23 protein-coding genes and 1 rRNA gene are annotated in these 25,307 nt (G+C 60.8%); 15 read left to right on the top strand and 9 right to left on the bottom strand.

Features of this window, described 5'->3' with window-relative positions; translation table 11 throughout:
* From rrf to KHO23_RS30190, 4 genes are all read left to right on the top strand, one after another.
* A 5S ribosomal RNA gene (gene rrf / locus KHO23_RS30205) occupies positions 1-102 on the top strand; the annotation flags it as partial.
* A gap of 509 nt (positions 103-611) precedes the next feature.
* A complete protein-coding gene (gene imuA, locus KHO23_RS30200; RefSeq protein ID WP_211616029.1) occupies positions 612-1,451 on the top strand; it encodes a translesion DNA synthesis-associated protein ImuA in 840 nt (279 codons plus the stop codon).
* On the top strand, positions 1,351-3,138 hold the full coding sequence (locus KHO23_RS30195; protein WP_211616027.1) for a Y-family DNA polymerase: 1,788 nt from the start codon (positions 1,351-1,353) through the stop codon (positions 3,136-3,138). Before imuA ends, KHO23_RS30195 begins: the two co-directional genes overlap by 101 nt.
* A 5-nt stretch (positions 3,139-3,143) precedes the next feature.
* A complete protein-coding gene (locus KHO23_RS30190) occupies positions 3,144-6,743 on the top strand; it encodes an error-prone DNA polymerase (protein ID WP_211616025.1) in 3,600 nt (1,199 codons plus the stop codon).
* A gap of 36 nt (positions 6,744-6,779) precedes the next feature.
* Here the strand turns inward: KHO23_RS30190 and KHO23_RS30185 are convergent, their stop codons facing one another.
* Both KHO23_RS30185 and KHO23_RS30180 read right to left on the bottom strand, forming a co-directional pair.
* Positions 6,780-7,700, bottom strand: coding sequence for a dTDP-4-dehydrorhamnose reductase family protein (locus KHO23_RS30185; protein WP_211616023.1), 921 nt, complete (start codon positions 7,698-7,700; stop codon positions 6,780-6,782).
* A gap of 13 nt (positions 7,701-7,713) precedes the next feature.
* Positions 7,714-7,932 carry a heavy-metal-associated domain-containing protein gene (locus tag KHO23_RS30180; RefSeq protein WP_211616021.1) on the bottom strand — a complete coding sequence of 73 codons (219 nt, stop codon included), beginning with the start codon at positions 7,930-7,932 and terminating at the stop codon, positions 7,714-7,716.
* A gap of 123 nt (positions 7,933-8,055) precedes the next feature.
* Between KHO23_RS30180 and cueR the strand changes: the two genes are divergently transcribed.
* The 3 genes from cueR (at position 8,056) to KHO23_RS30165 (ending at position 9,503) form a co-directional block, all read left to right on the top strand.
* Positions 8,056-8,478, top strand: a complete 423-nt coding sequence (gene cueR, locus KHO23_RS30175; RefSeq protein WP_211616019.1) for a Cu(I)-responsive transcriptional regulator — start codon at positions 8,056-8,058, stop codon at positions 8,476-8,478.
* Positions 8,479-8,773: 295 nt separating this feature from the next.
* Positions 8,774-8,920, top strand: a complete 147-nt coding sequence (locus KHO23_RS30170) for a DUF3563 family protein (RefSeq protein ID WP_211616017.1) — start codon at positions 8,774-8,776, stop codon at positions 8,918-8,920.
* Positions 8,921-9,149: 229 nt separating this feature from the next.
* The gene (locus KHO23_RS30165; RefSeq protein ID WP_211616015.1) at positions 9,150-9,503 is read left to right on the top strand and encodes a hypothetical protein; all 354 of its coding nucleotides are present in this window, start codon (positions 9,150-9,152) and stop codon (positions 9,501-9,503) included.
* 92 nt (positions 9,504-9,595) lie between these two features.
* Here the strand turns inward: KHO23_RS30165 and KHO23_RS30160 are convergent, their stop codons facing one another.
* Positions 9,596-10,441, bottom strand: a complete 846-nt coding sequence (locus tag KHO23_RS30160) for a 23S rRNA (adenine(2030)-N(6))-methyltransferase RlmJ (protein ID WP_211616013.1) — start codon at positions 10,439-10,441, stop codon at positions 9,596-9,598.
* Between the two features lie 202 nt (positions 10,442-10,643).
* The gene (locus KHO23_RS30155) at positions 10,644-11,615 is read right to left on the bottom strand and encodes a potassium channel beta subunit family protein (RefSeq protein ID WP_211616011.1); all 972 of its coding nucleotides are present in this window, start codon (positions 11,613-11,615) and stop codon (positions 10,644-10,646) included.
* Between the two features lie 222 nt (positions 11,616-11,837).
* Here KHO23_RS30155 and KHO23_RS30150 point away from each other — a divergent pair, with 222 nt between their 5' ends.
* Together KHO23_RS30150 and KHO23_RS30145 are read left to right on the top strand one after the other, a co-directional pair.
* Positions 11,838-12,635 (top strand): 3-hydroxybutyrate dehydrogenase, encoded by a 798-nt coding sequence (locus KHO23_RS30150; protein WP_211616009.1) that lies wholly within the window; start codon positions 11,838-11,840, stop codon positions 12,633-12,635.
* A 10-nt stretch (positions 12,636-12,645) separates the two neighbouring features.
* A complete protein-coding gene (locus KHO23_RS30145) occupies positions 12,646-13,884 on the top strand; it encodes a DUF3734 domain-containing protein (RefSeq protein ID WP_211616007.1) in 1,239 nt (412 codons plus the stop codon).
* Positions 13,885-14,039: 155 nt separating this feature from the next.
* Here KHO23_RS30145 and KHO23_RS30140 read toward each other — a convergent pair whose 3' ends face one another.
* On the bottom strand, positions 14,040-15,239 hold the full coding sequence (locus KHO23_RS30140) for an amino acid aminotransferase (RefSeq protein WP_211616005.1): 1,200 nt from the start codon (positions 15,237-15,239) through the stop codon (positions 14,040-14,042).
* A 308-nt stretch (positions 15,240-15,547) separates the two neighbouring features.
* Here KHO23_RS30140 and uvrB point away from each other — a divergent pair, with 308 nt between their 5' ends.
* The 5 genes from uvrB (at position 15,548) to KHO23_RS30115 (ending at position 21,318) form a co-directional block, all read left to right on the top strand.
* Positions 15,548-17,641 (top strand): excinuclease ABC subunit UvrB, encoded by a 2,094-nt coding sequence (gene uvrB / locus KHO23_RS30135; protein WP_211616003.1) that lies wholly within the window; start codon positions 15,548-15,550, stop codon positions 17,639-17,641.
* 336 nt (positions 17,642-17,977) lie between these two features.
* Positions 17,978-18,526, top strand: a complete 549-nt coding sequence (locus KHO23_RS30130) for an iron transporter (RefSeq protein WP_211616001.1) — start codon at positions 17,978-17,980, stop codon at positions 18,524-18,526.
* Between the two features lie 128 nt (positions 18,527-18,654).
* Positions 18,655-18,987, top strand: coding sequence for a cupredoxin domain-containing protein (locus tag KHO23_RS30125; RefSeq protein ID WP_120347003.1), 333 nt, complete (start codon positions 18,655-18,657; stop codon positions 18,985-18,987).
* 82 nt (positions 18,988-19,069) lie between these two features.
* Positions 19,070-19,915, top strand: coding sequence for an FTR1 family iron permease (locus KHO23_RS30120; protein ID WP_211615999.1), 846 nt, complete (start codon positions 19,070-19,072; stop codon positions 19,913-19,915).
* Positions 19,912-21,318, top strand: coding sequence for a 4Fe-4S binding protein (locus tag KHO23_RS30115; protein WP_211615997.1), 1,407 nt, complete (start codon positions 19,912-19,914; stop codon positions 21,316-21,318). Before KHO23_RS30120 ends, KHO23_RS30115 begins: the two co-directional genes overlap by 4 nt.
* Before the next feature lie 341 nt (positions 21,319-21,659).
* Here the strand turns inward: KHO23_RS30115 and hemP are convergent, their stop codons facing one another.
* From hemP to KHO23_RS30095, 4 genes are all read right to left on the bottom strand, one after another.
* On the bottom strand, positions 21,660-21,920 hold the full coding sequence (hemP, locus tag KHO23_RS30110) for a hemin uptake protein HemP (protein ID WP_211615995.1): 261 nt from the start codon (positions 21,918-21,920) through the stop codon (positions 21,660-21,662).
* A 241-nt stretch (positions 21,921-22,161) separates the two neighbouring features.
* Entirely contained in the window at positions 22,162-22,644 is a 483-nt protein-coding gene (locus KHO23_RS30105) for an SRPBCC family protein (protein ID WP_211615993.1), read from the bottom strand.
* A gap of 70 nt (positions 22,645-22,714) precedes the next feature.
* Complete coding sequence (locus KHO23_RS30100; protein ID WP_211615991.1) at positions 22,715-23,113, bottom strand: OsmC family protein; 399 nt, start codon at positions 23,111-23,113, stop codon at positions 22,715-22,717.
* A 181-nt stretch (positions 23,114-23,294) separates the two neighbouring features.
* On the bottom strand, positions 23,295-24,173 hold the full coding sequence (locus KHO23_RS30095) for a pirin family protein (protein WP_211615989.1): 879 nt from the start codon (positions 24,171-24,173) through the stop codon (positions 23,295-23,297).
* Between the two features lie 122 nt (positions 24,174-24,295).
* On the opposite strand from KHO23_RS30095, the gene KHO23_RS30090 reads away from it, so the two are divergent.
* Positions 24,296-25,282, top strand: a complete 987-nt coding sequence (locus KHO23_RS30090; protein WP_211615987.1) for a LysR family transcriptional regulator — start codon at positions 24,296-24,298, stop codon at positions 25,280-25,282.
* The last annotated feature ends 25 nt before the right edge of the window (positions 25,283-25,307 follow it).

Raw genomic sequence — 25,307 nt, 5'->3', positions numbered from 1 at the left:
TAGCGAGTCGGTCCCACCCCTTCCCATCCCGAACAGGACCGTGAAACGACTCCACGCCGATGATAGTGCGGATTCCCGTGTGAAAGTAGGTAATCGTCAGGCTCCCTAGCATGTCCAGAAACCCCGCCCCATAAAGGCGGGGTTTCTGCGTTTACGGCCGTAAAACAACGGCGTCAATAGCAATACGCGCCCAGCACCATCCCCCCGGGACATGCGCGCCCGTTTCTGCCGACCCGCAGCGCCATCCGCCAGCAACACGGCCGGGCAGGCGCCGGCGAGGTTTGCCCCGGCGTCCTGCGTTATCTCATACGACTAAGCCCATTTCTGCGGCATACCCGCGCGGGTTCTCCGCTTTCATCCCTCCCCGAACACACTAGCTCGGCTTTTTCGCCTGGCAGCAACGCCAACGGACAACTGCTCCCGCAGGCGAAAAACCTGTAGCAAAACAACTTCACCGCCCCTCTTCATTTCCCTCTTGCGCGCGCTTCGTCGCGTCGCCTCGTCTTAACATCCTCCTCAGAATACTGTATAAATATACAGTGAAAACTCGTCGTCCCAAGCTTGCCCGATGCCGGGCAGGGCGGAGTATTCCCTATTGAACGAGCGTGTCTATGGCAGCAGCGATTCATCTGGCGACAACAGCGCTGTCGTCGCAATTGCGGCGTCAAGTGTGGCAGGGCAATGAGCATGCCGAGGCGGACTCGCGGGTGATTTCCAGCGGTTATGCCGCGCTGGATCAACTGCTGCCCGGACAAGGCTGGTCGGCCGGCGGCCTGACGGAGTTATTGATTGAACACGAGGGAGTTGGCGAATTGCGTCTGTTGGCCCGGGCGCTTCGGCAGCTTACGGCACAAGCCGAACGGCACGTCATGCTCGTGGCGCCTCCTTACCAGCCCTGTGCCTCGGCACTGAGGGCTTGGGGTATCGATGTCGAGCGCGTTTTATGGGTGCGCTCGAGTGAAGATCAGGCCCTGTGGGCCGCTGCTCAGGCATTGAAGCAGGATGGTATGGGGGCCGTGCTGGTATGGCTGCCGAATGCGCGCGCCGATAAGGTTCGGCGTCTGCAGGTAGCGGCTCAGGAGTCGGCCTCGCTGGCATTTTTGATCCGGCCTGTCGAGGCAGCCGCGCAATCTTCGCCGGCGCCGTTGCGAATGATCTGCGCGCCGCTCTTGCCGGCTAATGCGCAGACGATCAACCGCCGTCAATGGTTGCAGGAGATTGGTATCTCGATCGATATCTTCAAGCGCCGCGGTCCGCCGCTAGCGGAGCCTCTGCATCTTATTTTGCCGTTACAAAGCGTCGTGTTGCCGGAAAGCGGAGTCGGCAGCAAACAAGGACGAGAGATCAAACATGTTGTGGATCGCAGTCACATTGCCACTCTTGTCGCTGGAAGCCGTGAAGCCTATCGAGCCGCTCCCGGATGGTTCGCCCGCGAAGCCTCATCGGTGTGAGCCCGGCGACGAGGCAAGCCAACCTCCAGGTGCCGGCGACATCACCGAGGTGCGCTGCTATGCGTTGGCCGATCACGCGCACATCCTGATGCCGGATTTCGACGCATTGCGTGCCGGAGTGCATGTGGGTCATTCGCGCTCGTACGCATTGGCTTTGGCCCCTGGCCTCAAGATGCTTGCCGCGGACTCCGCCCGCGAAACCCAGGCGTTCGAAGCGATGGCGCTCGCTTTGCTGACGTACACACCGAAGGTGTCGCTCGCGCACGCGCATACCTTGTTGCTGGAAGTCGGCGCTGGTTTGCGGTTGTTTGGCGGCTTGCGCGCGTTGTTGTCACAGGTATCCGCGACGGTGGCTGAGTTCGACTATACGGCGCGCATCGCGTGCGCTCCGACAGCATGGGGCGCGTGGCTGTTGGCGCAGGCGCACGCTGTTCGGCAGGGGCATCGTTGGCATGTGATAAAGGAAACGTCGCTTGCGCGGGTCCTCGACCGTATATCTGTGTCGTTGCTGCCGGTAGCGCAGGCGCATCGCGATGCGTTGACACATGTCGGTTGCACGACGCTGGCCGATTTGCGTCAGTTGCCAAGGTCGGGTGTCGTGCGGCGCTTCGGCAGTGGCATGCTGGATCTTCTGGCGCAAGCATATGGCACGCGTCCGGATCCACGCGAATCGTTTCGTGCGCCGGCATCGTTTCATGCGCAGTTGGAGTTGCCGTCGCGGGTCGATAACGCCGATGCACTACTGTTCGCCGCGCGTCGGCTGATTGTGCAACTGGCCGGATGGCTGAGTGCACATCATGCAGCGCTCAGTGGCTATACGTTGTTGCTCGAACATGAATTGGCATCCCGTCATGCGCCGAAGACGTCGAGTCTGAAGGTCGCGTGGGCTATACCGTCGCGCGATGCCGAGCATCTGATCTGGCTGTTGCGTGAGAAGTTAAATCAGACGGTTCTGATGGCACCGGTGATCGAGTTGAAGCTGATCGCGGATCAGATCGGTGAGTATGCGGGGCGGTCGGACACCTTGTTTCCAATGCCCGAATCAGACGGCGATTCGATTGCACGTCTGCTCGAACGCTTGAGCGCGCGTTTGGGGGCGGAGAACGTGCTGCAGATGTCGGTGCAGGACGATCATCGTCCTGAGCGGGCAATGCGCGTCGAGGCCTACCAGGCGCAAGCGTTTTCGCGTAAGAAGCGTTCGTCTGCGAAAGCCAGGACGAAAATCAAAGCGGATAAAACCTGGTTGACCGATGAGTTGCAGCACGCTGCATTGGAGAGTGTGCGCGTAGGCGGCGATGCGGCAGAACAGGCTGAACAGGCTGAACACCCACTGTACTCGTCGCAACAGTCTGACAAAACGAGTGACGCTAAAAGCAGCTGTATATTCGTAACACCATCGGCCGATACGCAAACCTCACTCGATCTGCCCGACAGTGTATTGCCATCGCAGCCTCGCCCCGTCTGGATGCTCGACAAACCGCTGCGTCTGATGATGCGCGACCAGCGGCCGATCTATCGGCGGCCGCTGAAAATGCTCACGCGTACCGAACGGATTGAAGCAGGGTGGTGGGACGGTAATCGCGTCGAGCGGGATTACTACGTTGCGGCAGATGATCGTGGTCATATGTTCTGGGTGTACCGGGAACGCTTTAGCGGCGAGTGGTATTTGCAGGGTTTGTTCGGCTGAGCATCATGGCAAATTCCCGGCCCTCAGTTTTATTGGAGCAAGCGCTTGCGGCTCAATTGCCGCCCTATGCGGAGCTGCATTGCCTGACTAATTTCTCGTTTCTGCGCGGCGCTTCGCATCCGCATGAACTGGTCGAGCAGGCGATGTCGCGCGGCTATAGCGCGCTTGCGATCACCGATGAATGCTCGCTAGCGGGTGTCGTGCGTGCACACACGGCGGTGAGAGAAATCAAACAGGAGCGGGACTGCCAGCAGAAGGAGCGCGAAGACAAGGCGAAAGCCGGGCAAGCAGGAACCTTTCTAGAGGAAGCGGCAAAATCAACGGCCGCAAATCCAGCGGACGCACAACAAGAAACCCCACAACAAGAAACCACTGAGCAGGAGGCGCTAAAACCAATCCCTCATCTCATCATCGGCAGCGAACTGAATCTGACGGACGATGCAGGTGAGCCGTTCTGCACACTGGTTGCGCTCGCAACCAACCGCAATGGCTACGGCAATCTTTCCGAACTGATCACACTCGCCCGTTCGCGTGCCGACAAGGGCAGCTATCGCCTCAGCCCGTCCGATTTCACCGATACGTTGCCGCATCTCGAACATCTCAGGACCTTGCCCGATTGTGTCCTGATCCTCGTGCCGCAACGCACGGCGACGCTCACGCACACGCTGCGCTGCGCGCATTGGCTTGCCGCATTGGCTCCGCAACGTTCATGGATCGCACTCGAACTCTGGCAAACCGGCAGCGACGATCTTCAGATCGACGCGTTGCGGATGATTTCAGAAGCAAGCGGTTTGCCTCTGGTGGCTGCGGGTGGCGTCCTGATGCATGCGCGATCGCGCAAGCCATTGCAGGACACCCTGACCGCGATCGGTCTCGTTACGCCGCTATCGGCATGCGGCCACGCGCTCGAAGCCAATGCCGAGCGGCATATGCGCACGCGTGTGCGGCTTGGCAAACTGTATCCGCGCGACACGCTGGAAGAAACGCTGCGCATCGCTGCCCTATGCCGTTTCTCGCTCGACGAATTGAAGTACGAGTATCCGGAAGAATTGGTGCCCGTCGGCGAATCGCCGTCGAGTTATCTGCGCAAGCTGGTCATGACCGGCGCAGTCGAGCGTTGGCCGGACGGCATGGATATCAAGCGGATCGAGCAGATCGAGAAAGAACTGTTGCTGATCGCCGAACTGAAATACGAAAAGTACTTCCTGACGGTGCACGATATCGTGAGCTTCGCGCGCTCCAGAAACATACTGTGTCAAGGGCGGGGCTCGGCGGCGAATTCGATCATATGTTATTGCCTGCATGTAACGGAAATCGACCCGGTACGCATGAACATGCTGATCGAACGATTCATCTCGCGCGCGCGTAACGAACCGCCTGATATCGACGTCGATTTCGAGCATCAGCGCCGGGAAGAGGTGATTCAATATATCTACGGGAAGTATGGCCGTCATCGCGCCGCGCTCACTGCATCGCTGATCACCTATCACGCACGCAGTGCGCTGAAGGATGTCGGCAAAGCGTTGGGGCTCGAAGCGTCATTGATTGAGCGGATCAGTAAATCGCAACAGTGGTGGGACGGCACGGATGCGGTCGCTAAATATCTGGCCGAAGCGGGCTTCGATGCCAACTCGCACATCACGCAGAATCTGATTCGCCTCACCAAAGAGTTGCGCAACTTTCCGCGTCATCTGTCGCAACACGTCGGTGGTTTTGTGATTGCGAAAGACAAGCTGTCACGGCTCGTGCCGATCGAGAACGCGACGATGAAAGACCGTAGCGTGATCGAGTGGGACAAGGACGATATCGATGCGCTCAAGCTATTGAAAGTCGACGTGCTGGCGCTCGGCATGTTGTCGGCTATCCGGCGCGCACTGGAGTTCGTCGCATTGCGGCGCGGATTTCCGAAATTCAGGGTGCAGGATATTCCGCGCGAGGATCGGGCCATCTACGAAATGTGCGGCCATGCCGATACGATCGGCGTATTCCAGATCGAATCGCGGGCGCAGCAAAGCATGTTGCCGCGGCTGAAGCCGAACAAATACTACGATCTCGTGATCGAAGTCGCGATTGTGAGACCTGGGCCGATCCAGGGCGGCATGGTGCATCCGTATCTGCGTCGCAAGCAGGGTCTGGAGGTGGTGGACTACGCGAAGGATGAGTTGCGACCCGTGCTCGAGCGCACGCTCGGTGTGCCGATTTTCCAGGAACAGGTGATGCACCTCGCGATGGTTGCGGCGAAATACACCGGTGAGCAGGCTGACCAGTTGCGACGAGCGATGGCCGCGTGGCGGCGTACCGGCAATCTGGCGAAGTATCAGCAGGATCTGACCGATCGCATGTCCGCGCGCGGCTACGAGAAGGAGTTTATCGAGCGGATCTGCAAACAGATCGAAGGTTTCGGCGAATATGGTTTTCCGGAGAGTCACGCAGCAAGCTTTGCCTTGCTCGTCTATCTCAGCGCGTGGCTGAAACGTTATGAGCCGGCCGCTTTTCTGGCGGGATTGCTGAACAGTCAGCCATTGGGGTTTTATTCACCGTCGCAACTCGTACAGGATGCGAGGCGTCACGGCGTCCAGGTATTGCCGCCCGACGTGACCTTGAGCGATTGGGAATCGACCTTCGAAAGACGCGGTCATGAAGGGCAGCGGATTTCATCGAGCGAGACCTGCTTGCATCGTCAGCAGGGCGTATCGTCCGCGCAGCAATTACGCGATTTGTCGTTACGGCGTTTCACGGTGGCCCGGACGATCCGGCGCGCGGCAAAACAGCTGACCGCACGCGTATTCCAATCGTCGAAAACTTATGGCGCACGGGGTCCGGCAGTACGCATCGGCATGCATCTGATCAAAGGTTTTTCGCAGGCGGCTGCCGAACGCATCATGGCGGCTCGTAGCGACGCGCAGTTTACCGACGTCGATGATTTGACGCGTCGCGCGGCATTGACGCGGCGCGATCTCGAAGCGCTCGCCGCGGCGAACGCGCTGGTCAGCATCGCGGGCCACCGGCGCGAAGCGTGGTGGGCGGTGACCGCTCAACACGCGGTGCCCAAGCTGCTGCGCGATGCGCCGATCGCCGAAGCGCCGTTAGCATTGCCGCAGGCAGCCGAAAGTCGCGAGATCGTCGACGATTACGCGAGCATCGGCCTCACGCTCAATCGCCATCCGCTCGCGCTGTTGCGCGAACGTCTTGCCAGGCAGCGTTTCCGCACGGCGGCCGAACTCGCCGCGTGTCAGCACGGTACGCTGGCGCGCGCCTGCGGCATCGTCACCGTGCGGCAGCGGCCGGGTACGGCAAACGGCACCGTGTTCGTTTCCATCGAAGACGAAACCGGTTCGATCAACGTGATCGTCTGGCCATCGCTGGTGGAAAAGCAGCGCAAGGTACTGCTGGGTTCATCGTTGCTGGCGGTGTATGGTGTCTTGCAACGCGATGATGGCGTGTCTACCGGCGGTGACAGCGCCAGCAACGTGGTGAGCGCAAATAAAGCGGGCAAGGCGAAACAGAAACAGAAGGGCGAGGTGATCCATCTCGTCGCGCATCGACTCGAAGATCACAGCGAATGGCTCGGCGAACTGGCCACGGCGAGCCGCGATTTTCATTGATGGTAGACCTGCCGCGGCCACGCTCGCTGCCATAGGTCAGGCCGCTGTTTCGCCCTGCCACGGAAATTCGGCCAGCACTTGCCGGATCGCAACGTCGAACGGCGTGCGGCGGCCAATGCCTAGCGCCTCGAGCCGGTCCGACGCCAGGTGGCAATTATGCGGACGTGGCGTCGCATCGGTGGGCGTGTGCTGTGGCGTCACGTGCGCATCGAGTTGCAGCGCAGCGGCCAGCCGGACGGCGATTTCATACTTGTTCATCGGCTCGTCGCCCGACCATTGCACGATGCCGCGGATCGCATCGCCATGCGCGTGCCGCTCGAGCATCTGCCTGATCACGAACGCGACGTCCGGCGTAAAGGTCGGGTAGCGAATCGCCCATGCATCCATGACGGCGGCTTTGCCTTCGCGTGAAGCCGACGCGGCAGTCGCCGGCACGAGACTCGTCACCGCCGATTCTGTCCAATCGACGATCGGTCCATATAGCAACGGCAAACGCAGCACGCAGCCGAGATGGGTGGATTCCGTCAACGCGCGTTCGCCTTCGAGTTTGCTGCGCCCATAGGCATTGAGCGGCGCGGGCGCGGAATCGTGCCGATAGGGCGGGTGGGCGCCGTCGAACACGTAATCCGTTGAGATCGAGAGCGTCCATGCGCCGCGCCGCTTTGCCGCCGCCGCCAGGGTGCGCACGGCGTCGACGTTCAACGCCCGGGCGAGCGCCGGGTCGTGTTCACACACATCCGGCCGACGTTCCGCAGCGGCAATCACAAGCGCGTCCGGCGCTTCGCGTTCGACAAATTGCTCGACCGCCCGCGCGTCGCGAATATCGAGGGCAACGGTGCTCGGACCCGGCCGGCTGAACGCCGTGGCGACAACCTGCCAACCGGCCCACTGCGCCAGTTCGTCGACGAGAGCCCGGCCGAGCAGCCCGGAGGCACCAATGACGGCAACTTTGAACATGACGGCCGCTCGCTTAGCGGGCCGAACCGCTGGTCACGCGGGTCACCGTGTAACCGGCCTCGTCGATCGCCGCCTTTAGCGCGTCAGCCGGTTGCGCCGATTCGACCGCCACGCGACCGGATGCCAGGTCGACCTGGACCTGAGCGGTTTCATCGTGTTCACGGATCGCATTCGTGACTGCTGCCACGCAATGCTGGCAGCTCATGCCTTCTACCTGGAATTCGATCGTCATCGGGGTTGCCTCGAAAAAATGAATGTTGCGGTGATTGAATTATGCCTGCCGATGCGCAATTGAGTGGCTGACCTTCCCACAATGGGAAGGTGTACGATCGACGCCCATACTGGGGAAACGGACATGAATATTGGTGAAGCGGCCCGCGCGTCGGGCGTCACGGCGAAGATGATTCGCTACTACGAAAGCGTGGGCTTGCTGGCGGCGAAGGCGCGCACGAGCGCCGGCTACCGCGTATACGGGCCGCAAGAGGTTCATTCACTGCGTTTCATCCGCCAGGCGCGCCGTCTTGGTTTTCTGGTCGAAGACATCCGCCGGTTGCTGGCGCTGTGGCACGACCGGTCGCGCGCCAGCGCCGAAGTGAAGGCGATTGCGCTGGAGCACGTCGCGGAGCTGGATCGCCGTATTACCGAGCTGACCGACATGCGCGACACATTGGCGCACCTGGCGGACCATTGTCATGGTGACGAGCGTCCGGATTGCCCGATTATCGAGCGGCTAGCCGACACCGATCTGGTGTCAGGGAAGGGGTGTTATCCGATTTGAAAGCGGTAGGTGCAACCTTTTGCAAGAGTTGTCGCAACCAAATAGACGAAATGCACAATAGTGGTGCTAAATAATTTGGGGCGGCATCGAGCGTTTCGAAAAAGTCATCTTGAATTTAGATAAATCAATGACTTAGATGCACCATGAGCGTGCATCATTCCAAAACGGAATGCACGTCATGCGGGCATTTCACTAGCAAGGTTGCACCAGAGGGCTATAATCCGGGTTAACCCTTTTACGGGAAATCCCTGATGCAAAATTCACCGGGGATTCAATCTGATCCTTGGAGAACATCATGTTTGCATACGTACTTGAAAAGCTGAGCACCTGGTTTGAAACTGCAGAACGCAGCCGTCGTGAAGCTTACCTGGCGACGTCGTCGGATATCGTTCAGCTCGAACAGCGCATCCGCTCGCTCGAAACCAACGGCTACTCGCTGTAAGTTTCAACTGCATCAGGTTTGACCTGGCAGCGCTTGCGCGCGGCCATCGCAGTAAAGTGTCGAGCCCCGTATAGACGGGGCTTTGTCACATCTGGAGCGTGAAAATTTCACGGCAACTGGCGCTTCAAAGCTATGCGTGGCCAAGAACGACTAGCCTGACGGGGGCCGACGCGGTAAGGTGGAGCGTTTTCTGCGCTATCCGGCATTCTCAAACTCAACCGGTCCGCCCATGCTTCCTGTCCGCCTGCTCAAATCCGTTCTGACCATGGCTGTCGCAGCCTCGCTGACAGCGGCTTTCGCAGTCCCGGCGACTTTCGCCGCGTCGAGCAACAACACCCGCAAACCCGTGATACTCGACTCGCAGAGCGGCATTAGCGACGGCCAAAGCGGGACCGTGCTTCAAACCGCGCCGCTCTCGCGGCAGCCGATCGTAGGGGCGCAGCCCATCGCCACGCCCACGGAGTTGGCGCCGAATTCGTCGATACCCATCGTTGTCGCGCCCTACGTCCCGGTGCCGATCGGCGGTGGCACGCCCTCTCCACAACCGAAGCCGCAACCTCGTCCCGTGCCTCGCGCGCAATAAGCGTCTCCGCGCGATATCTCCTAGCCGTTTCTTTTCAATCTTTTGACGCTTCAAGCGTCGATGCCTAGGTCGCGCCGAGCCGGCAACGAAACTCAATCGCCGCGATATTCGACCTTGAACTGCGCGGCCTTGTCCTCGCCGAGCGCCTCAACCAGCCAGGGCATCTGGTCTTTCAGCGTTTTTGCCAGCGTATACGGCGGATTCAGGATGAACATGCCGCTGCCGAACAGGCCGAAGCCGTCGGTCGGCGGATTGCTGACGGTCAGGCTCACATGCAGCCAGTTGCGCTCCTGCAGCTTCTTCAGCTGATCGGGAAAGCGCTGCGATTCAAGGCGTCTTACCTGCGGATACCACACTGCGTAGGTGCCGGTCGGAAAGCGCTTCAGGCTTTCTTCGACGCAGCGCAACGTGCGCGTGTAGTCGCGCTTGTCTTCGTACGAGGGGTCGAGCAGCACCAGCGCGCGGCGCGGCGCCGGCGGCAGCAACGCGAGGATGCCGTCGAAGCCGTCACCCGCATAAAGCATCGCGCGGCGGCCTGCGTCGCGGAAGTTATGGCGCAGCACGTCGATCTCAGTCGTGTGCAGTTCGAACAGGCGCATGCGATCCTGCTCGCGCATCTGCCGCCACGCGATATACGGCGAACCCGGGTAGAAGCGCAACTGGCCGTCCGGATTCAGCGCGCTCACTTCGTCGACGTAGTCCGCGAAGATCGACGGCAGGTCGTTACGCTCCCATAGTTTGGCGATGCCGGTCTGGAACTCGCCGGTTTTGGTCGCGTAACCTTCCTTCAGCGAATAGACGCCGGCGCCCGCGTGCGTGTCGATATACCAGTAGGCTTTGTCCTTCTGGCCAAGATAGCGCAGTAGCTGCAACACGACGGCGTGTTTCAGAACGTCGGCGTGATTGCCTGCATGAAAGGCGTGGCGGTAGCTGAGCATGATGAGGAGACGCTGAAAGAGGGCGTGCCGGTCCAGGGCGGATTCGGCGATGCGAGTGCAATGCGGCAGCACAACTGAAGTGCAGCGCGGTCGCGTATTGTACGCGACGCACGCGTTGTGCTCCGTAGTGCGTTGCGCGGAACACGGCCCGGATGACGGCACGAGCCATGTTCCACGGTCCGGCGAGTGGCCGCTCAGGTGCTCAGGCGTCCGCGTCGCCGACGATCTCCTCGATCCGCTGCTTGATCTCCGGGGTGATCCGCTCGGCCACTTCGGCGGATTTCATGTTTTCACCGATCTGTTCGACGCGCGACGCGCCGGTGATGACCGTGCTCACATGGGGATTCTTCAGGATCCACCCAATCGCCAACTGGCCGACGGTGCAACCCAGTTCGTCGGCCACTTCGCCCAACTGACCGACCACGTTGTTCTTGCCGGTATCGGTGAGCTGCTTGCGCAGCCAGTCGTAGCCTTGCAACTGTGCGCGGCTATCGGCGGGTACGCCATCGCGGTACTTACCGGTGAGCAGGCCGGATGCGAGCGGACTCCAGGTGGTGAGCCCAAGGCCGATATCCTCGTAAAGCCGTTTGTATTCCTGCTCGACGCGCTTACGGTGGAACAGGTTGTACTGCGGCTGCTCCATGACTGGTTTGTGCAGATGATGCCGCTCAGCGATATCGTATGCCGCGCGGATTTCGTCGGCGCTCCATTCAGACGTGCCCCAGTACAGAGCCTTGCCGCGCGTGATCATGTCGCTCATGGCCCAGACGGTTTCTTCGACCGGCGTGTTCGGATCCGGACGATGACAGAACACCAGATCGACATAATCGAGCTGCAGGCGTTTGAGCGACGCGTCGATCGCGTTCAGCAAATATTTGCGGTTCAGCGTGTGGTACTGGTTCGGCGCTTCGTTGAGCCCCCAGAAGAATTTCGTGGATACCACATAGCTCACGCGCGGCCATGCCAGTTCCTTGAGTGCGTGGCCCATGATTTCTTCGGATTGGCCGCTGGCGTACACCTCCGCGTTGTCGAAGAAGTTGACTCCGGCATCACGCGCAGCCGCCAGCGACTCGCGCGCCGCGCGATGATCCACCTGATTGCCGTAGGTGACCCATGAGCCGATGGACAGTTCGCTGACTTGCAGGCCGGAACGGCCCAGACGTCGATAATTCATGCATTCCTCCTTGGTAGTGATGCCGCCGGAATCCCGCTGAAACGTCTAGTTTAAAGAGATCAGGCTCGATGTGCGTTTTACGGATGTAGTTCGCACGGTTCATGCACAATAGCAGCGTTGGTCGCAGTGCAGCATTCAGCCGAATGGCCTATGCCGTTTGGCTGACTTCACGCCGCCTGCGGCCCGTGGTGTCATTGCTCATCAACTGCATGGAGGTTCTGGATGTCGTCACTGAACACGAATCTGAATGGCAAGGTCGCGGTGGTTACCGGTGCCGCGAGCGGTATCGGCAAGCAGATTGCGCTCACGCTTTCCGCTGCAGGCGCGGCGATCGCGATCGCCGACCTGAACCAGGACGGCGCGAATGCTGTCGCTGAAGAAATCAAACAGGGTGGCGGAAAGGCAATCGGCGTGGCAATGGACGTCACGAACGAAGACGCCGTCAACCAGGGCATCGACAAAGTCGCGGCCGAGTTCGGCTCGATCGACATTCTGATTTCCAACGCCGGCATTCAGATCGTTAATCCAATCGAAAACTATTCGTTTTCCGATTGGAAGAAGATGCAGGCCATCCACGTGGACGGCGCCTTTCTTACCACCAAGGCCGCGCTCAAGCACATGTACAAAGACGATCGCGGCGGCACCGTGATCTACATGGGCTCGGTCCATTCGCATGAAGCGTCGCCGCTGAAGTCCGCCTATGTGACGGCCAAGCACGCGCTGCTGGGCCTCTCGCGCGTACTGGCCAAAGAAGGCGCGAAACACAATGTGCGCTCGCACGTGGTGTGTCCGGGTTTTGTGCGTACCCCGCTTGTCGACAAGCAGATTCCCGAGCAAGCCAAGGAGCTCGGCATCAGCGAAGAAGACGTGATCAAGCGCGTGATGCTGGGCGGCACCGTAGACGGCATCTTCACCACGGTGGAAGACGTTGCGCAGACGGTGCTGTTCCTGTCCACTTTCCCGACTGCGGCGCTGACCGGCCAGTCCTTTATTGTGAGCCACGGCTGGTATATGCAATAAGGAGGCGCGCATGGCGCAACGCAATCTCAAGCGGGCGCGCGTTGGCGCGCCCGGCGGCGGGGAAGGTGAGGGCGCCGGTCCGGCGCCCTCCGCGCAGCCCGGCCGGCAACTCAAGGTGCCCAACTACGAAACCGTCGCGTTGATGCTGCAGGGCGGCGGCGCCCTAGGCGCCTATCAGGCCGGCGTCTTCCAGGGGCTTTACGAAGCCGGTATCGAGCCGAACTGGCTGGCCGGCATTTCGATCGGCGCGCTGAACACGGCCATCATCGCCGGCAATCCGCCGGAGAAGCGTGTCGAGCGGCTGCTGCAATTCTGGGAGACGATCTGCCAACCGGCGTTTGGGCCGCCGCTACCGGCCTTTATCGAACACGCGCTATTCAATTCCAGTGACGCCGTTCGTAAAGCCTTTACGGCGACTCAGGCAATGGGTGCGATCGTGGAAGGGCAAAAGGGCTTTTTTGTGCCGCGTTTCCCGCCGCCGATGCCCACAGTCTCAGGGTTGCCGCAAATGGCGAGCTACTACGACACCACGCCGCTCAAAGCCACGTTGGAAGCGCTCTGTGATTTCGACCGGATCAATTCCGGTGAAATGCGCGTGTCGGTGGGGGCGGTGAATTGCGGCACAGGCAATTTCGCCTACTTCGATAACACGCAGATCAAACTGAGGCCTGAGCATTTCATGGCATCAGGTGCGTTGCCGCCGGGTTTCGCCGCGGTCGAAATCGACGGCCAGTACTACTGGGACGGCGGCCTGATGTCGAACACGCCGCTCTATGAGGTGATTCAGACCACACCGCGCCGCGATACGCTCGCGTTCCAGGTCGATCTATGGAGCGCGATCGGGCCGGTGCCGGACAACATCACCGATGTTCAAGGGCGCATGAAAGACATCCAGTACTCGAGCCGCACGCGTCTCGTGACCAATATGCTGCAGCGTTCGCAGCGTTTCCGGCATGTACTGCGCGAGGTGCTCGACCGCGTGCCGTCTGACCAGCGCGACGATCCGTGGTGCAAGCTGGCGGATGAACTATCGTGTTCGAAGCGCTACAACGTGATCCATCTCATCTACCGTCAGAAGGAATACGAAGGGCAGTTCAAGGACTTCCAGTTCGGCGCCTCTACAATGCGTGAACATTGGAAAAGCGGTCTGGAAGACATCCGCGACTCGCTTGCTCAACCTGATTGGCTGGATATGCCTGACAACGACGCAGGGTTTGTCACGCATGACATCCATCGAGACGCGCGCTGATACAGCCGTAGAAGGCATCGGCAAGTGACACTCACCTGTCCGGCAACCGTCAGCCAATAAAAAACGGCGCCCGAAAGGGCGCCGTTTCTACAAGCAAATCAAGCGGCTTCAGCAAGACAAAGCGCGCGCAACGAACACCCGCGCTCTGAAATACCTTACTTCAGCACGTGAGCAATCGCGCTAGCCACCACGTCGAGGTTGCGCGTATTCAGCGCAGCCACGCAAATGCGGCCGGTGCCCACAGCGTAGATGCCGAACTCTTCACGCAGACGGTCCACTTGCGGAGCCGTCAGACCCGAGTACGAGAACATGCCGCGTTGTGCGTTCACGAAGCTGAAATCACGATCCACGCCACTTGCCTTCAGACGTTCGACCAGACCGTTGCGCATTGCGCGGATACGGTCGCGCATTTCGGCGAGTTCCGTTTCCCACGTGGCGCGCAATTCGGGCGACGCGAGCACTGCGGCGACCACCGAGCCACCGTGCGTCGGCGGGTTCGAGTAGTTCGTGCGGATCACGCGCTTCAGTTGCGACAGCACACGAGCGGATTCTTCCTTGCTTGCCGTGATGATCGACAGTGCGCCAATACGCTCGCCGTACAGCGAGAACGACTTCGAGAACGACGACGACACGAACACGTTTAGTTCCGATGCCGCGAACAGACGGACTGCTGCAGCGTCGGATTCGATGTTGTCGCCGAAACCCTGATAAGCGATGTCGAGGAACGGCACAAGATCGCGCGTCTTGACGACTTCGACGATCTGCTTCCATTGGTCGACCGTCAGGTCGACGCCGGTCGGGTTGTGGCAGCACGCGTGCAGCACGACAACCGTGCCTGCGGCATAGCTGTTCAGCGCGCTCAGCATGCCTTCGAAGTTCACGCCATGCGACTGCGCGTCGTAGTACGGATAGTTCACGACTTCGAAGCCGGCGCCTTCGAACAGCGCGCGGTGGTTTTCCCAGCTCGGATCGCTAATCGCGACCTTGGCGTTCGGGTTCACACGCTTCAGGAAATCGGCGCCGATTTTCAGTGCGCCCGTGCCGCCCAGTGCTTGCGCCGTCACGACGCGGCCCGCGGCGATCAGCGGCGAATCGTTGCCGAGCAGCAGCTTTTGCACGGCGGCGTCATACGCAGCAATGCCTTCGATCGGCAGATAGCCACGCGGCAGCGCGGCTTCGACACGTGCCTTTTCCGCCTCGCGCACGGCGCGCAGCAGCGGGATCTTGCCTTCTTCGTTGAAGTACACACCAACGCCAAGGTTGACCTTGGTGGCGCGCGCATCGGCGTTGAAGGCTTCGTTCAGGCCCAGAATCGGGTCGCGGGGAGCAAGTTCGACGGCGGAGAACAGAGACATGATGGGTGGGCAGCAGTAGTAAAAAGAGGGCGGCTTCAAGCGCGGGCGGCCCGGTCAACGGCGTCTGACGGAAGATTCGGACGGAAGGCGGGCATCGGCGAGCGAGCGCAACTTGGCATTGTAGCGAATTCGCGGGCATTTTTCGGACGGCAAAGCCCGCTGGGCTGAATTATTTGCTTGAAAAACAGGCACCAAGGCGCCAAATGCCTTGTCTTCGCGGCCTGCTCAATCCCTACGCAGACCCGCTCAGCCCGGGTTCCCGCAACCCGTTAGAATAGTTCTTTGCCCAAGGCCCGGTGCCGCTCCCCATGTCCGAACACCATCTGACTGAAGCCGACGAAACGCTCGACGAATCCAAATTCGTCGCGTTCGAAGGCTCGCCGTTCCAGCTTTACCAGCCGTATCCGCCGGCCGGCGACCAGCCCACGGCGATCGACACGCTCGTCGAAGGCATTGAGGACGGCTTGTCGTTCCAGACACTGCTCGGCGTGACCGGCTCCGGCAAGACCTTCACGATGGCCAATACCATCGCGCGGCTCGGCCGGCCGGCAATCGTGTTCGCGCCGAACAAGACGCTCGCCGCGCAGCTCTATTCGGAGTTTCGCGAGTTCTTTCCGCGCAATGCGGTCGAGTACTTCGTCTCGTACTACGACTACTACCAGCCGGAAGCGTACGTGCCGCAGCGCGACCTGTTCATCGAGAAAGATTCGTCGATCAACGAGCATATCGAGCAGATGCGGCTGTCGGCCACCAAGAGCCTGATGGAGCGGCGCGATGTGATCATCGTCGGCACGGTGTCGGCGATTTACGGTATCGGCAACCCGTCGGAATATCACAAGATGATTCTGACGCTGCGTACCGGCGACAAGCTCGGCCAGCGCGACATCATCGCCCGACTGATCGCGATGCAGTACAACCGCAATGAAGCCGACTTCCAGCGCGGTTCGTTCCGCGTGCGCGGCGACACGATCGATATTTTCCCGGCGGAGCACGCCGAAATGGCGGTGCGCATCGAATTGTTCGACGACGAGGTCGAGACGCTGCAACTGTTCGATCCGCTCACCGGCCGCGTGCGGCAGAAGATTTCGCGCTTCACGGTCTACCCGTCGTCGCACTATGTGACGCCGCGCGACACCGTGGTGCGCGCGGTCGAAACGATCAAGACCGAACTGCGCGACCGGCTCGAGTTCTTCTACAGCAACGGCAAGCTCGTCGAAGCGCAGCGGCTCGAACAGCGCACCCGCTTCGATCTGGAAATGCTGCAGGAGCTGGGCTTCTGCAAGGGTATCGAGAACTACTCGCGGCACTTCTCAGGCGCCGCGCCCGGCGAGCCGCCGCCGACGCTGGTTGACTATCTGCCGCCCGACGCGCTGATGCTTCTCGACGAGTCGCACGTGCTGATCGGCCAGCTGAACGGCATGTACAACGGCGACCGGGCGCGTAAAGAGAATCTGGTCGACTACGGTTTCCGCTTGCCGTCAGCGCTCGATAATCGCCCGCTCAAGTTCAACGAGTTCGAGCGCAAGATGCGCCAGGTCGTGTTCGTGTCGGCCACGCCGGCGGATTACGAGAAAAAGACGGCAGGGCAGGTGGCCGAGCAGCTGGTGCGTCCTACCGGCCTCGTCGATCCGGAAATCGAGGTGCGCCCGGCGCGTACGCAGGTCGACGACGTGCTCGCGGAAATCAACGAACGCGTCAAAGTGGGCGACCGCGTGCTGGTCACGGTGCTGACCAAGCGGATGGCCGAGCAGCTCACCGAGTTTCTGGCCGACCACGGCGTCAAGGTGCGTTACCTGCACAGCGACATCGATACGGTGGAGCGCGTGGAAATCATTCGCGATCTGCGGCTGGGCACGTTCGACGTGCTGGTCGGGATCAACCTGCTGCGCGAGGGGCTGGATATTCCCGAAGTCTCGCTGGTCGCGATTCTCGACTCGGACAAGGAAGGTTTCCTGCGCGCCGAGCGTTCGCTGATCCAGACCATCGGCCGGGCGGCGCGTAACGTGAATGGCAAGGCGATTCTCTACGCGGACCGGGTGACCGACTCCATGCGCCGCGCCATCGACGAAACCGAGCGGCGGCGCGCCAAGCAGATCGCCTATAACCTGGAGCACGGCATTACACCGCGCGGCGTGGTCAAGCGGATCCGCGACATCATTGACGGGGTGTACAACGTCGACGACGCCCGCGCCGAATTGAAAGAAGAGCAGGCTCGGGCGAAATTCGAGGACATGTCCGAGAAGCAGCTCGCCAAGGAGCTCAAGCGTCTCGAAAAGCAGATGATGGAGCACGCCAAGAATCTCGAGTTCGAAAAGGCCGCACAAACCCGCGATCAGCTGGCGCTCCTGCGGCAGCGCGTATTCGGCGCGAATGTCGGCGACCACATTCCCGGAATCGGATAACGCCTCCCTGCCTGCCAGGGCGCGGCAATGTGCCGCGCCTAGCCTCTCCTTGCCTTACACCCCGCCAACACCTTCGCACGCGCTTTCCTTAAGACCGCCTTATGTCCCTGTTCCCATAAGGCTTTGCGTGCGTCCCCGTTTGTTCTCCCCGCCGATCGATGATAAACTCGACCAATATTGAGAATGGTTCGCATTAACGTTCGTATTGTGATTCGTCATGCGACTAACGGTTCAGCGCGTTTGCCAACAGAGGCCACAGGCATGGCCGCATCAAGGCAAGCGCAACGCGCTGTTCCAATGAATTCGATTCCAGTCTGATAAAAACAAGGAGTTTCAATGCGGATGTCTTCATTTGTGCGCGGTGGCGCAGCAGCGGTGGCCGCAGTAGCGGCCCTTTCCGCAACGGCAGCGGAGTACCCGATCGGCAAGCATCAGATTCAGGGCGGCATGGAAATCGGCGCCGTCTACCTGCAGCCGATCACGATGGAACCCGAAGGCATGATGCGCAAGGCGTCGGATTCGGATATTCACCTGGAAGCCGACATCCACGCGGTCAAGAACAATCCGACGGGTTTCGCCGAAGGCGACTGGATGCCGTATCTGCAAGTTCGTTACGAATTGACGAAAGCCGGTTCGAATCAGACCCAGAAGGGCGACATGATGGCGATGGTCGCCAACGACGGCCCGCACTACGGCGACAACGTCAAGCTGCAAGGCCCGGGCAAATACCACCTGAAAATGACGGTTGAAGCGCCGATGCAAACCGGCCACATGGCATTCGGCCGTCACGTCGACAAAGAAACCGGCGTGGGTCCGTGGTTCAAGCCGATCACGCTCGAATACGACTTCACGTTCGCGGGCATCGGCAAGAAGGGCGGTTACTGATCGCCGCACACACCGATCATCACGCCTCGTCACGCGTCGCCGCGCGGCGAGACGTGACTGAGTGAATGCATGCAGCAGGCGGTGCGCGAGCGATGAGATTCGCCGTGCCGCGTTTTCCGGAAAGGCTAATGAGAATTAACCGAAAGATCGCGATCCTCGCGATGACCGCTTTGGCGGTCGGAGCCGCGCACGCAGCGGATCTGCCGACCTTCAAGCTGGAAATGAACGACGGCAAGCTTAATCCGGCGCGCATCGAAGTGCCGGCAGGGCAGCGCATCAAGATCGCGATACGTAACACCGGCAAGGGCGCGGCCGAATTCGAAAGCGTGCAATTGCGAAAAGAAAAAGTGTTGGCGCCGGGCGGGGATTCATTCGTCGTGATCGCTCCGCTGGAGCCGGGCGAATACAAGTTCTTCGACGATTTCCATCAGCAGGCGCAGGGCGTGATCGTCGCGAAATAGCGGCTTGGGGTGCGAGCGCATGCCTTGAGCAGACGGGTGACGCGTTCGCCAAAGCAGTAGCAGGGTAGATGGGAGAGCTTGAATGGGTCAAATTCTATTCATCGTGTGGCGGGAAAGTGTCGAGGCCTTGCTGGTCGTCGGCATCCTGTACGCGTGGCTGAAAAATGGCGACGACGACGCGCGCCGCGGTTTGCCGTACCTGTGGGGCGGTGTCGCGGCCGGTGTGATCGCGGCGGTCGCTCTCGGCGTAGCGCTGATCGGTTTTACCGAGGTGCTCTCCGGTGACGCGCAGGATTATTTCCAGACCGCGATGGTGCTGGTCGCCTGCGTGTTGATCGTGCAGATGGTGCTGTGGATGAAGCAGCACGGCCGGTCGCTTAAGCGCGACATGGAACAGTCGCTGCAAAAGAGCAAGCACGATTCGAACTGGTGGGGCGTCGCGTTGCTGGTCGCATTGGCGATCGCGCGCGAAGGCAGTGAGACGGTGATCTTCCTGTACGGTCTCGGCTTCGGCCAATCGGGTCACGTGGACGGCAGCCAGATGCTCGCGGTGGCGATCGGCCTCGGACTCGCGTTCCTGACCTTCTACGTGCTGCAGCTGGGCGGCAAATACTTCTCGTGGCGGCTCTTCTTCCGCGTCACCGAATTCATGCTGCTGTTCCTCGGCGCGGGCCTGTTCCAGACCGGTGTCGACAAACTGATCGACAAGGAAATCCTGCCGACGATCATCGACCAGATGTGGAACTCGTCGGCCATCCTCGATGACTCGAGCACGTTCGGCTCGCTGGTTGCGACGCTCACGGGTTATCGCGCCCATCCGGCGCTGATGAATCTGATCGCCTACGCCGTGTACTGGCTGGTCGTCTATCTGCTGGTGCGCCGCGCGAATCGCAAGCCGGTGCAGCAGGCTGCCGGGCGCGCGGCATGAGTGCGGTGATGACCCGCCCGGGCCGCCTCGCCGCGGCCGGGCAGTGGATGCAGCGTCACGGCGGCCTGATCCGAGGTATTCAGTGGGTCGTGGTAGCCGTGTACGCGTTCCTGATTCTCGTGCCGGCGGTGATGCCGCTGCCGGACGACACCGCGCATCTGTGGAACAACCTGACGCTTGCCGCGCAGTTCGTGTTCTGGGGCATCTGGTGGCCCTTCGTGCTGCTGTCGATGGTCATGCTCGGCCGAGTCTGGTGCGGTGTGTTGTGCCCGGAAGGCGCGCTCGCCGAATTCGCCAGCAAATATGGCCGCGGCTGGGCGATTCCACGCTGGATGCGCTGGGGCGGCTGGCCGTTCGTCGCGTTCGGCATCACCACCATCTACGGTCAGATGGTCAGCGTCTACCAGTATCCGAAAGCGGTGCTGCTGGTGCTCGGCGGTTCCACTTTCGCGGCAATGATCATCGGCTTGCTGTACGGACGCGAGAAGCGCGTCTGGTGCAAGTATCTGTGCCCGGTCAACGGGGTTTTTTCGCTATTGGCGCGTCTCGCGCCGTTCCATTACAAGGTCGACGAAGATGCGTGGCGCCATTCGTACAAGAACGGTGAACATGGGCATCGCGTGATTCCGATCAATTGCGCGCCGCTGGTGCCGCTGCGCAATATGAAGGGCGCGTCGGACTGCCATATGTGCGGCCGCTGCAGCGGGCATCGCGACGCGATCGCGCTGACGTGGCGTGCGCCGTCGTCGGAAGTCGTGCAGCTCGGCGACAAGCAGGCGAACCCGTGGGACACCGCGTTGATTCTGTATGGCCTGCTCGGCATCGCGATCGGCGCATTCCACTGGACCGCTTCGCGCTGGTTCGTCGATCTGAAGATGTTCTTCGCCACGTGGCTGGTCGATCACGACATCACCTGGCCGCTCGACACCAACGCGCCGTGGTTCCTGTTCACGCACTACCCGGAGCAGAACGACGTGTTCTCGTGGCTCGACGGCACGATGGTGATCGGCTACATCCTCGCGACGGCGCTGGTGTACGGCACTGCATTGCTGGTGCTGCTGATGGGCGCGACGCGCATGCTGGGGCGTTTCAATACCGTGCGTCTGCATCATTTGACGCAAGGCCTGATTCCGATTGCCGGCGCAGGTGTGTTCCTCGGCTTGTCGGCGACCACGTTGTCGCTGCTGCGCGCGGAACATCTGTCATTGTGGTGGGCGTCGGATATGCGTATCGCGATCCTCGCGATCGCCAACCTGTGGAGCGCGTGGCTCGCCTGGCTCGTCACACGTCGCTATAGCGAGCGTTTCATTCAACGCGGGCTCGCGACGCTGTGGTTCGCCGCAGCGCTCGCTGTGGTCGATAGCGCATGGTGGCTGATGTTCTGGGGCTGGGCTTCGAAGTAAGTCCGAACGCTTCGACGCGCCATCGAGCCTTGTCGAGCTTCGATCCGCGCCGTGCAAAACAAAAAGCCGTGGAGATGATCACATCCCACGGCTTTTCAATTTTCTGCCTGTGCGATACACGTCGTTTCGTGCATCCGCATTGGGTGAGAACCAAAAAAGCGGCCTGGCTGGCTGCGACGGCTGGCTTGGTGTCTGCACGAAGGGGTCTAGTTCTCACGTGCAAGCCGTCGTGGCTGGCTAATGCCCAACACCCCTCAAGGAGGTGGTCCCCACAATACCCGGTACTGACTGCTATTCGGTGTTGCCTTGGTGTTGCCTGGACGTTGCCTCGACGTTGCGTGTTACTTGGTCAGGATCAGCTTGCCCAAGCGTGTTGCGCGCAACTGGTAGGTCTCGCCGTTATGCTCGATGCCGATGTGGCTATGGCCTTGCAGCAGCGCGTCGCTGCGTACGACCCGATCTGACTTCTCGCTTTTGCCGTCGGCGCGATCCGCTGCGGGCTTCGCGACGGTTGCCGTCGCCGTCGATGTTTTCGGACGGCTGGTCAGCGCGGCCGCCGGGCGGCGCAGGCTGAGTGTTGAAGGGCGCGTTAGATCGGTCATTCGTTTTAGCTGTTGGTCGATTCGATGGATTAATTCTAAATGATAACTATTCCCATTTACAAGAAAGAGAAATTCATCGGATTCGATTTCCGATAGTTGAATGACGGGGGAGTAGAACGCAACAGAGGCAGGCCGCCTTCCACATGGCGGTCTCATACGGGGTAAGAGCAAGCACAACGGCGAGCACAACGGTGATCGCAACGGCGAGCACAACGGCGCGGGCAGGGCGCCCGCACCCGCATCAATGCAACGAACCGGGTTCCTGAGTGCCCGCCACGTACTGGCGGATCAGCCGCACAGTATCGATATCGTTCTCGCGATACGCCGACTTCACGATTTCCTGCGTCGTCACAGCGTCCTGATCGTCGGAGACGGGCAGGGTGGTTGCGTATTCGAAGCGTAGGAACAACTGCAGTTCGTCAGGCTGTTCGATCGTCATTGTCAGCGAGCCGCCGACATAGTCCGCCGTCGGCAGAATGTCATAGCGCACGCTCAGGCGATCCTGCAACGTGACACGGTCGCGCACGGTGGCCTTGCCGTAGTGCAACTCCCGTTCAAGCGTGTCGCCTTCGCGCGAAAGGATGGTGCAACTGTCGAGTCCGATGACGAACAGTTGCGGCTGCTCGGCGCGCAGCACGAGCCCCTCCCACAACTGCTCGCGGGTCAGCGAGTCGACAAACGGATTCAACGGATCGTTGATCTGGATAAGGTGTTCGAAATTCAAAACGACGGCTTCCTTTGAAAGCGTTGCAATGCGTGCGGACCCCGTTAGCCGGTGCCGGACCATTTCTGCATCAGGCGACGGCAAGACCCGAACGGATCGTGATCGAATGCGTGAGGATCTTGTGAACTGGGCACGCATTGGCAATTTGCAAGAGCCGTTCCCGCTGCTCGTCCGACAAATCGCCTTCCAGCATGATCTTGCGGTCGATGGTCGAGCCCGCCTCGCCGGTTTCCATCGACAGCGCCACGCGCACGTCGGCGAGCGGCCAGCCCTTACGCTGAGCGTACATCTTCAGCGTGATCGACGTGCAGGCACCGAGGCTCGAGAGCAACAGCGCGACGGGCGTCGGCCCGCGATCGCCGCCGCCAAGCGACTCGGGTTCATCGGCGAGCCACGTGTGCTTGCCGTCGTCGAAAAGAACCTGGAAATTCGTCGAGCCGATGTGGGCGGTGACGGTGGACTCTGCCATGCGCTCTCCTGAACAGGGACGGAAATCGCCGCGCGCCACGGTCCGTCATGGCTAGACGGCGTGGCGCACGGCATAAATTACTATTGTGAACGAAATTACCGGCCTTCGCGCCTAGGTGCGGCAGTGCGGCAAGCGCCGCGTCACCGCCATCATGAGCGGCGACGCGTGAAGATCTGGCCTATCAATGCGTGATTGCGCCCATGCGCCCAGCCTGGTAATCGGTCACGGCCTGGCGGATTTCGTCTTCGGTGTTCATCACGAACGGACCGTAGCGCACCACCGGTTCTTTCAATGGCACACCACCGAGCAGCAGCACTTCGAGCGGCTCCGCGCCGGCCGTTAGTGTGACCGAGTCGCCGTCGTTCTGGAATACGACCATCGTCTGCGCGTCGATTTCCTGACGCGCCTCGCCTGCGCCGTAAAAGCCCTTGCCCGACAGGCTGTAAGCGAACACGCGATAGTCGGCCGGCACGGACTGCTGGATCGTCGCGCCCGGTTGCAGCGAGAAATGCTGATACAGGATCGGCGTGCGCGTTTCGATCGCCGCCTTCACCCCAAGCGCTTCGCCCGCGATCACCTTGACGCGCACTTTGCCGTCCGCGGATGTCGCGACCGGAATGCTGGCCGACGGTATCTCCTGATAACGCGGCGCGATCATCTTGTCGCGGCGCGGCAGATTCACCCACAGTTGCACGCCGTGCACGCGCCCACCGGTGCGCGCGAACGACGGGTCCGGCATCTCACTGTGCACGACGCCCGCGCCCGCAGTCATCCATTGCACGTCGCCGGCGCGCAGCGTGCCCGAATGGCCCGCCGAATCCTTGTGGCCGAATTGGCCTTCGAGCGCGTACGTGACTGTTTCGAAGCCGCGATGCGGATGGTCCGGCGCGCCTTTCGCCTCGCCGGGCGCGTAGTCGATCGGCCCCATTTCGTCGAGCAGCAGGAACGGATCGAAATCCATCAGCAAACGGGTCGGAAACGGGCGGTGGACGATAAAGCCGCCGCCTTCGGTCGTGCGAACGGCGGGAAACGTGCGTTCGATCGTGCGTGTCGCGCTCATCAAAGTCACCTTGAAAAATGGGGAATAGCGTTATTTTTGAAACATAGGGCTATTATAGGGACCGTTTTCCTACGCGCCAGCCGCCCTCGCGCAATGGATTGTTCTATTACTGGAACGATGAGATGAAGATCGATTCACACAATCTGAATGACCTGATGTACTTTTCGCAGGTCGTCGAACATGGCGGTTTTTCCGCTGCCGAGCGTGTGCTGGGTATTTCCAAGTCGCGCTTGTCGCGCCGGCTGACCGAACTGGAAGCGTCGCTGGGCGTGCGTTTGCTGCAGCGCTCCACCCGCAAGCTGGCGCTCACCGAAGCCGGGCAGCTCTTTTACCAGCACTGTCAGGCGATGCTGAGCGAGGCTCAGGCAGCCGTCAATGTCGTGCAGCAGATGCGCGCGTCGCCGCGCGGCACGGTGCGCGTAAGCGTGCCGGTGACGATTTCGCAGACCATCCTGTCGCAGATCCTGCCGGAATTCATGCATCGCTACCCGGAGGTGCGCGTGGTGATGCGTGTCACGAATCGCGTAGTCGATCTGTTCGAAGATTCGATCGATGTCGCGTTGCGCGTGCGTTCCGATCCGCCGGAAAACGCCAATATCGTCGTGCGGCCGTTGTGGCGCACGCAGCAGATGCTGGTCGGCGCGCCGAGCTTGTTGCAGCAGAATGCGCCGCCGCTGTTGCCGGACGATCTGAGACGCTTCGAAACACTCGACGTGCCGACCAGCGACGGCCGCCACGTCTTCAATCTGATTGCCCCCGACGGCACGCGCCACGCTCACGAGCACGAGCCGCGCCTCGTCACCGCCGATCTGATGACGATTCGTGAAGCGGTGCTGTCCGGCGTCGGTATCGCCGCGTTGCCGGAGATGATGTACGGCAGTGCATTGCGTGCGGGGCAATTGTCGCCGGTGATGCCGGGCTGGACCCTGCCGACACCGCAGTTGTACGCCGTATTCGTCTCGCGGCAGGGGATGGTGCCGGCTGTGCGCACGTTCGTCGATTATCTGGTCGAAATGCTCGATCCGGACGAAGGAAAACACATCACGGGTGAGTGTCCGACGCGTGCAGCGCAAGAAGCGGTGCAGCCCGTTTTCGCGGTCGCGTCATAGCACTTATTACGCGCTGCTACATCGC

The organism is Paraburkholderia haematera (assembly GCF_905220975.1).
Classification (GTDB): domain Bacteria; phylum Pseudomonadota; class Gammaproteobacteria; order Burkholderiales; family Burkholderiaceae; genus Paraburkholderia; species Paraburkholderia haematera.
This window is presented reverse-complemented; position numbering and strand designations above follow the sequence as displayed.

Excerpts from the sequence above, each read along its gene's own strand:
- KHO23_RS30170 (WP_211616017.1), top strand. The coding sequence starts at position 8,774 with ATGTTTGCATACGTACTTGAAAAGCTGAGCACCTGGTTTGAAACTGCA.
- KHO23_RS30115 (WP_211615997.1), top strand. The coding sequence starts at position 19,912 with ATGAGTGCGGTGATGACCCGCCCGGGCCGCCTCGCCGCGGCCGGGCAG.
- KHO23_RS30090 (WP_211615987.1), top strand. The coding sequence starts at position 24,296 with ATGAAGATCGATTCACACAATCTGAATGACCTGATGTACTTTTCGCAG.
- imuA (WP_211616029.1), top strand. The coding sequence starts at position 612 with ATGGCAGCAGCGATTCATCTGGCGACAACAGCGCTGTCGTCGCAATTG.
- KHO23_RS30180 (WP_211616021.1), bottom strand. The coding sequence starts at position 7,932 with ATGACGATCGAATTCCAGGTAGAAGGCATGAGCTGCCAGCATTGCGTG.
- cueR (WP_211616019.1), top strand. The coding sequence starts at position 8,056 with ATGAATATTGGTGAAGCGGCCCGCGCGTCGGGCGTCACGGCGAAGATG.
- KHO23_RS30160 (WP_211616013.1), bottom strand. The coding sequence starts at position 10,441 with ATGCTCAGCTACCGCCACGCCTTTCATGCAGGCAATCACGCCGACGTT.
- KHO23_RS30125 (WP_120347003.1), top strand. The coding sequence starts at position 18,655 with ATGAGAATTAACCGAAAGATCGCGATCCTCGCGATGACCGCTTTGGCG.
- KHO23_RS30145 (WP_211616007.1), top strand. The coding sequence starts at position 12,646 with ATGGCGCAACGCAATCTCAAGCGGGCGCGCGTTGGCGCGCCCGGCGGC.
- KHO23_RS30195 (WP_211616027.1), top strand. The coding sequence starts at position 1,351 with ATGTTGTGGATCGCAGTCACATTGCCACTCTTGTCGCTGGAAGCCGTG.
- KHO23_RS30120 (WP_211615999.1), top strand. The coding sequence starts at position 19,070 with ATGGGTCAAATTCTATTCATCGTGTGGCGGGAAAGTGTCGAGGCCTTG.
- KHO23_RS30155 (WP_211616011.1), bottom strand. The coding sequence starts at position 11,615 with ATGAATTATCGACGTCTGGGCCGTTCCGGCCTGCAAGTCAGCGAACTG.
- KHO23_RS30100 (WP_211615991.1), bottom strand. The coding sequence starts at position 23,113 with ATGGCAGAGTCCACCGTCACCGCCCACATCGGCTCGACGAATTTCCAG.
- KHO23_RS30165 (WP_211616015.1), top strand. The coding sequence starts at position 9,150 with ATGCTTCCTGTCCGCCTGCTCAAATCCGTTCTGACCATGGCTGTCGCA.
- KHO23_RS30185 (WP_211616023.1), bottom strand. The coding sequence starts at position 7,700 with ATGTTCAAAGTTGCCGTCATTGGTGCCTCCGGGCTGCTCGGCCGGGCT.
- KHO23_RS30150 (WP_211616009.1), top strand. The coding sequence starts at position 11,838 with ATGTCGTCACTGAACACGAATCTGAATGGCAAGGTCGCGGTGGTTACC.
- KHO23_RS30095 (WP_211615989.1), bottom strand. The coding sequence starts at position 24,173 with ATGAGCGCGACACGCACGATCGAACGCACGTTTCCCGCCGTTCGCACG.
- uvrB (WP_211616003.1), top strand. The coding sequence starts at position 15,548 with ATGTCCGAACACCATCTGACTGAAGCCGACGAAACGCTCGACGAATCC.
- KHO23_RS30140 (WP_211616005.1), bottom strand. The coding sequence starts at position 15,239 with ATGTCTCTGTTCTCCGCCGTCGAACTTGCTCCCCGCGACCCGATTCTG.
- KHO23_RS30190 (WP_211616025.1), top strand. The coding sequence starts at position 3,144 with ATGGCAAATTCCCGGCCCTCAGTTTTATTGGAGCAAGCGCTTGCGGCT.
- hemP (WP_211615995.1), bottom strand. The coding sequence starts at position 21,920 with ATGACCGATCTAACGCGCCCTTCAACACTCAGCCTGCGCCGCCCGGCG.
- KHO23_RS30130 (WP_211616001.1), top strand. The coding sequence starts at position 17,978 with ATGCGGATGTCTTCATTTGTGCGCGGTGGCGCAGCAGCGGTGGCCGCA.